Annotated in this window: 6 protein-coding genes; all 6 read left to right on the top strand. The window is 70.5% G+C overall.

What is annotated here, in order from left to right; genetic code table 11:
- A partial coding sequence (locus Q0A33_RS14520) for an adenylosuccinate synthetase (RefSeq protein ID WP_291798341.1) occupies positions 1 to 865 on the top strand: 865 nt, incomplete at its 5' end.
- A 62-nt stretch (positions 866 to 927) separates the two neighbouring features.
- Positions 928 to 2,142 carry an MFS transporter gene (locus tag Q0A33_RS14515; RefSeq protein WP_291798337.1) on the top strand — a complete coding sequence of 405 codons (1,215 nt, stop codon included), beginning with the start codon at positions 928 to 930 and terminating at the stop codon, positions 2,140 to 2,142.
- Positions 2,143 to 2,290: 148 nt separating this feature from the next.
- Positions 2,291 to 3,103 carry a glycosyltransferase gene (locus Q0A33_RS14510; protein ID WP_291798334.1) on the top strand — a complete coding sequence of 271 codons (813 nt, stop codon included), beginning with the start codon at positions 2,291 to 2,293 and terminating at the stop codon, positions 3,101 to 3,103.
- Complete coding sequence (locus tag Q0A33_RS14505) at positions 3,100 to 4,152, top strand: glycosyltransferase (protein WP_291798331.1); 1,053 nt, start codon at positions 3,100 to 3,102, stop codon at positions 4,150 to 4,152. The genes Q0A33_RS14510 and Q0A33_RS14505 overlap by 4 nt, the downstream gene beginning before the upstream one ends.
- 25 nt (positions 4,153 to 4,177) lie before the next feature.
- Positions 4,178 to 5,497, top strand: a complete 1,320-nt coding sequence (locus Q0A33_RS14500) for an oligosaccharide flippase family protein (RefSeq protein ID WP_291798329.1) — start codon at positions 4,178 to 4,180, stop codon at positions 5,495 to 5,497.
- Between the two features lie 14 nt (positions 5,498 to 5,511).
- Positions 5,512 to 6,651, top strand: coding sequence for a glycosyltransferase (locus Q0A33_RS14495; RefSeq protein ID WP_291798326.1), 1,140 nt, complete (start codon positions 5,512 to 5,514; stop codon positions 6,649 to 6,651).
- Positions 6,652 to 6,672 lie beyond the last annotated feature (21 nt).

Here is a 6,672-nt window from a genome sequence, read left to right as displayed (position 1 = left end):
CCGTCTGGGCATCCGTGTCCAGGACATCATCGCCGAATCGATCCTCCGGCAGAAGATCGAGGGCGCGCTCACGCAGAAGAACGAGCTCCTGGTGAAGGTCTACAACCGCAGGGCCGTCGAGGTCGATGAGATCGTCGAGGGGCTGCTCTCCTACGCGGACCGGCTGCGCCCCTACGTCGCGGACACGGCGCTCCTGCTGAACGAGGCGTTGGACCGGGGTGAGCTCGTCGTCATGGAGGGCGGTCAGGCCACCATGCTGGACGTGGACCACGGCACGTACCCGTTCGTCACGTCCTCCAACCCCACGGCGGGCGGGGCGTGTGTGGGCTCCGGGGTGGGCCCCCCGCGCATCACCCGGTCCGTGGGCATCGTGAAGGCGTACACCACGCGGGTGGGCTCGGGGCCGTTCCCCACGGAGCTGTTCGACGACATGGGCGTCTACCTCCAGACCCAGGGCGGCGAGTACGGCGTGAACACCGGCCGCCCCCGTCGCTGCGGGTGGTACGACTCCGTCATCGCGAGGTACGCCTCGCGGGTCAACGGCTTCACCGACTACGTCCTCACCAAGCTCGACGTGCTCTCCGACCTGGAGGAGATCCCCGTCTGCGTCGCCTACGACGTGGACGGGGGGCGCGTGGAGGAGATGCCTCTCACGCAGTCGGACTTCCACCACGCGACGCCCATCTACGAGACGTTCCCGGGCTGGCAGGAGGACATCACCGGCGTCCGCACCTTCGAGGACCTGCCGGTGAACGCGCAGAACTACATCCTGGCGCTCGAGAGGCTCTCCGGCACCCGCATGTCGGTCATCGGCGTGGGTCCCGATCGCGAGCAGTCGATCGTGCGGCACGACCTGATCGACTGAGGCGGTATGGAGGGCGTGGCTGCAGACGGCAGCGCAGGAAGCACTGAGGAGGCGACCGCCCTGTGAGGGGCGGCAGCTCCTGGCTCTGGCCGCTGGTGCTGGCGGCCGTGCTCACGCAGACGGGACTCAACCTGTTCCGTCCCGTCACGTCGTACAAGCTGCTGGACCTCGGCGCCGCTCCGGCGCTCATCGGCGTGGTCACCGCGGCGTACGCGATCCTGCCTCTGGTGATCGCACTGCCGCTCGGCCGCCTCACGGACCGCACTCTGCGTCTGCGCCACATCATGGGGGCGGGGGCGCTTCTGCTCGCCGCCGGCGGTGCGCTGCAGGCCGCGACCGAGAGCATCGCATTCGTGTTCGCGGCGAACGCGGTGCTGGGCCTCGGGCACCTGCTCTTCACCATCGCGGGACAGACCGCGATCGCCAGGTTCTCACCCCCGGAGGCGCTCGACCGGGGCTTCGGCTACTTCACGGCGGCGTTCTCCGCGGGGCAGCTGCTGGGGCCGCTGCTCGCCGGCGCCGTGCTGGGACGGCAGGCGCATGCGGACCAGATCGCACTGGCGCTGTGGCTGGGCGCCGGTGCGGCGCTGCTCGCCGTCCCGCTGCTCGCCGCCGCGGGCCGGGCCCGAGGCCGTGGCGAGGAGGCGACGACTCCCGGCGCTGCGGATGCGAGGGAGGCTGCGACCGACACGGCGGGCGCGGTGCGGCCCACAGCCCTGGGCGTGCTCGGAAGGCCCGGCGTGGGTTCGCAGATCTTCGCGAGCCTCACCCTGCTCGTCATGATCGACGTCCTCACCGCGTATTTGCCTCTGGTGGCGGAGCAGGCGGGGGTCGCACCGGCCGTCGTCGGCGTGCTCCTGGCCGGTCGCAGCATCGCCTCCATCGCCTCGCGGATGCTGCTGCCGCCGCTCACCCGTCGCTTCGACCGGAGCCGTTTGGTGAGCGTCTCGACGCTGGGAGCCGGCGTCGCCCTGGTCTTCCCACCGCTGCTGATCGGCAGTCCGTGGGCCGCCGGAGCGCTGATGGTGCTGGGCGGCTTCCTCCTCGGGCTGGGCCAGCCTCTGACCATGTCGCTCATCACGCAGGCGGTCCCCGCGTCCTGGCGAGGGACCGCGCTGGCCACGCGGCTCATGGGGAATCGGCTGGGTCAGGTGGCATTCCCCGCCGCGGCGGGGCTGCTGGCCGCTCCGCTGGGTGCCGCCGGCCCCATCTGGTTCTCGTGCGGCATGCTCGTGCTCTCCGGAGCGGAGATGTCCGTGCGCAGGAGGCCGAGGTGAGGCTGCCCGGCGACGCGAGGACGGCGGGCCGCCTCCGGCGGAGTGGACCGGGAGGTGCGAAAGGCGTGTCTATACTGTACGAGGTACGTATTCATCCGATGAAGGATACGCATCGGAGCAGTCGAGATCGCAGGTGGAGGAGCGCAGGGTGAACGTATCCGGCAGTCGGCTTCACGCTCCTCTGTGGACCCTCATCACCGTCACCTACAACAGCGCGGACAAGCTGCGCGAGTACTGGGGCGGCTTCGCGTCCGATGACACGGTCGAGTGGATCGTGGTGGACAATGCCTCCACGGACGGGACCGCGGACCTCGCGCGTTCCTTCGGCGCGCAGGTGGTCCGGTTGGAGGAGAATCGCGGGTTCGGTGCGGCGAACAATGTGGGCTTCGCCGCAGCGCGAGGAGAGTATGTCGCGTTCGTGAATCCGGACATCGCCGTGGACGTCGCGACACTCCCCGTGCTCGAGCGCCTGCTCGGCGATCGGCACCTGCTCGTGTCGCCGCAGCTCGTGAATGACGACGGATCGCGGCAGCCCAACGGGCGGGGGTGGCCGTATCTGACCGACAAGGTCCTCAACCGTCTGGCGCCGGCGAAGGTGCAGGGACGCTACCGCCTCTTCGCAGGGGATGCGCAGGAGCTCACGCCGGTCGTCTGGCTGACCGGGGCCGCCGTGGCCGGCCGGAAGGAGACATTCAGCCGGTTGGACGGGCCCTGGGACGATCACTTCTTCCTCTACTACGAGGACACCGACCTGGCTCTGCGGGCCCGTCGCGCGGGCATCCCCAGCGCAGTGACCTCTCGGGTGGTCTGGACGCACGGATGGGCCCGTGAGACGGCGGGGCGGTTCCGTCTGGCTCCGTGGCGACGGGAGATCGCCTCCCTGCTCAAGTTCTACGCCCGGTATCCCTACCTTCTCGGGCCCGCTCTCCACCCGAGGTCGAAGCGAGGAACATTCGGATGAAGGTGCTCGTCGACGCGCTCGCGGCCACGAAGTTCTCCGGTGGGATGCGTCTGCACGCGGCGGAGCTCATCCGCGCCTGGTCGGAGGCGTTCCCGGAGGACGAACTGGTGGTCGCCGGCGGCTCGTCCCTGCATGAGGCGGTGGCGGACTGCTCCGGCGTCAGCGGCCTGCGCTGGCCCAACGAGCGCATACTGACCCGGGCTCCGGGGCAGGTGCTCGCCACGCCGGTCATGCGAGCGATCACGCGCGCAGACTGCTGCGTCTCCCTGAGCCCGATCGTCTCGCCCCTGTTCCGCCGCACACCGGCCTTCTGCTTCCAGCACGACTGGCGGCACCTCCGGCGGCCCGCGGAGTTCGGCGCGGTCCAGAAGGCGTACCGCAGGCTGTGGGAGGTCTCGGCCAGGCACGCCGATCTGAACATCTGCATCTCCGCCAAAACGGAGGCCGAGACCCGGGAGGTGGTGCCCGGCGCGCGGACGCTGGTGGTGGAGAACGGGCGTGACCATGCCCGGCGCTGGCGGATCACGCCGGCTCAGCCGTCACCCTCCACCGTCGTGACCTTCGGGCATCACAATAACAAGCGGCCGGAGCTGGTCATCGACGCGCTGGCCCGGTTGGGGCCGGAGGGCGAGAGCGTGACTGCGACCGTGCTCGGAGCCAGGGGCTCCTATGGGGAGGAGCTCCGGGCACGGGCCGTCGCCCTGGGACTCGGAGACCGCGTCCGCCTGCCGGGTTTCGTGACGGATGACGAGTATCAGCAGCTCATCGCCACGGCGTCGTGCATCGTGCTCGCATCCTCCGACGAGGGATTCGGCCTGCCGCTCGCAGAGGCGCAGTACTTCGGCATTCCCGGTGTGACGGCTTCCGACAGCGGGATCGAGGCGATCTTCGAGGACGCGATCGTCGCCGCTCCCGAGGCAGCGGCGATGGCCGCAGCGATCACCGAGGCGCTGGCGCGGCCCCGCGGCAGCGTGGGCGAGGGTCTCTGGCGGTGGGCCGATGCGGCCGCTGCCGTGCGCGGGGCCCTCCTGAACGCTCTGCAGAGGTGAGCGGGTGGCCAGCCTCACCAGACACGTGAGCATCACGATGCTCGGCAATGCGGTGGTCCCTCTCGCGGCGTTCTTCACCGCTCCGATCCTTGCGCAGACCTTGGGCGTCGAGGGACGCGGCGCTGTCGGAGCGGCCGTCGCCCCCTTCACCCTCGGACTCTCGCTGTTCACGATGGGTCTGCCGGAGGCCCTGACCTACTACGTCTCCCGCGGGGTACGGCCCATCGGTGCGATGCTGCTGCGCGCCTCGGTCGCCGTGCTCGTGATCGGGCTGCTGGCGGCCGCCGGCTTCGTCCTGCTCGCCGATGTGCTGGCGAACGGTTCCGAGGTGGTGGCCTCCCTCATCCCCGTCGCCGTCGCCATGCTGGTGCCCGCGCTCCTGCTCTCGCTGGTGCGCGGCGTCGCGCAGGGGCTGGACGCCTGGGGCCTCGTCGCCTGGGAGAGGACGATCGGGGCGGTCGCCCGGCTGGTGCTGGCGGTGTGCCTGGCGGCCACCGGTCAGCTCACGGTGTTCACGGCGACCCTTCTGATGTCGGCGACGACGCTGCTGGGGGTGTTCGCCTATCTTCCGGTCATCGCCAGAGCACGTCGCGACGCCGATGCCCATCGCTTACGCGAGGCCGCAGGGAAGGACGGCGCAGGCGTCCCGCAGGGGAGAGGGGGGCCGCGCAGCCCACGCGGGCTTCTCGGCTACGGAAGCCGCGTGTGGTTCGGCGCGATCGCGGGGATCCTGCTCTCACGCGTCGACCAGCTCCTGCTGCTGCCCCTGTCCGATGTGCGCGAGGTCGGGCTCTACGTCGTCGCCGTGCAGGTGGGCGACCTGGTTCTCGTATTCAACAACGCGATCCGAGACGTGATGTTCCGTGCGGAGTCGGCCGATCCTCAGGCTGCGCGACTGGCAGGCGCCTCACGGATATCCACGATGCTCACCGCGGCCACCGCGCTGGGGGTGGGGGTGGTGAGCATCTGGATGCTGCCGGTGCTCTTCGGCGAGGAGTTCTCCGCGGCTCTGCCGGTGCTCGTCATCCTGCTGGTCGGCACCGTGCTCGGCAATCCGGGATCCGTCGCGGGAGTGGGACTGAGCTCGCGCGGGCGGCCCGGTCTGCGGAGCTGGTCGCTGCTGATCGCCTGCATCAGCAGCGTCTCGGTGCTCTTCGTGCTGGCGCCTCCGCTCGGCGCGGTCGGAGCGGCGATCGCCACGCTCGTGGGCAATGTCGTCGCCGGCGGGCTGAACCTCGTCTGGCTGCAGAAGCACTTCTCCATCCCCAGCCGTGACTTCCTCCGGATCGGCATGCAGGATCTCGCAGCGGCGAGAGAGCAGATCCGAAAGGTCGTTCCGGGATGAACGGGAGGACGGGCATGGTCGGGACGGTTGCCGTGTGGAAGCGCTCCTGGCTTCCTGCGTCCGAGACGTTCGTGCGCAACCAGCAGGATGCGCTCAGCGAGTGGACGCCCGTCTCCCTCGGTCTGGTGGGGGAGCCCTCCCCGCTGGCCCGGGAGACCGATGTCCTCCTCCTGCGCCGTGCCCGCTTCAGGCGCCTCTGGCTCCGGCTCGCGAGTCTCATCGGCTGGTCCTGGCACCTGGAGAGGTATCTCCGGGCGAATCGGCCCGATGTCCTCCACGCGCACTTCGTCCCCGAAGCCGTGGTCGCCTCCCGCGCCTGCGCGCGTGCGGGAGTGCCTCTCGTCGTGACGGTGCACGGCCACGACGTGACGGCGGCGCCGCGCACGCCCGGCCTGCGCGGCATCCGCTACCGTCGCCGTGCGCGTCGGATGCTTCGCAGAGCGGCGCGTGTCGTCGCGGTGTCGGAATTCACGGCGCGCAAGGCGGTAGAGCTGGGTGCCGCCCCCGACAGTGTCGTTGTGCAGCCGATAGGCATCCCTCTTCCCGACGATCGCCCGCCTTCGCGCCCTGAGCCCGAATGGGACGTGGTCTTCGTCGGGCGCCTGGTCGAGGTGAAGGGGGTGCAGGACCTCGTGGCCGCGGTCGGCACGCTCGCCGCCCAGGGGAGGCCGGTGCGCGTCGCCGTGGTCGGAGACGGTCCGCTGCGCGGGGAGCTGGAACGGCAGGCCGCGGAGTCGGCGGCCGAGATCGAATTCCTCGGTCGGCTCTCCCCTGCGGATGTCCGCAGTGTGCTCAGGCGCTCCCGCATCTTCTGCGCACCGTCGAGGACCGCACCGGACGGCGCCGCGGAGGGATTCGGGATGGTCTATCTCGAAGCGGCCGCGGAGGGCCTGCCGGTCGTGGCCTATGCCCACGGCGGTGTGCCGGAGGCGGTGGCGGACGGGAGGACCGGCCTGCTGGCCGCTGAAGGGGACCGCGCAGGACTCACTGCGCACATCGGCGCGCTTCTCGAGGACGAGGGACGGGCGAGAGAGCTCGGGGAGGCTGGCCGTGCCAGGATCGAGAGGGAATTCGATGTGCGGACGCGGACCCGGGGCCTCGAACAGATCTACGCCGCGGTGTGTGCGCAGCCGCGTGACCACGGACGCAAGTAGACCAGGGAGGGCGGTCAGCAG

The organism is Brevibacterium sp., assembly GCF_022712115.1.
GTDB classification, from domain to species: Bacteria; Actinomycetota; Actinomycetes; order Actinomycetales; family Brevibacteriaceae; genus Brevibacterium; species Brevibacterium salitolerans.
Note: the sequence above shows the minus strand (reverse complement) of the source record. Positions and strands in the feature narration are given on the sequence as shown.

Coding starts and splice junctions, on each gene's coding strand:
- Q0A33_RS14505 (WP_291798331.1), top strand. CDS start 3,100: ATGAAGGTGCTCGTCGACGCGCTCGCGGCCACGAAGTTCTCCGGTGGG.
- Q0A33_RS14495 (WP_291798326.1), top strand. CDS start 5,512: ATGGTCGGGACGGTTGCCGTGTGGAAGCGCTCCTGGCTTCCTGCGTCC.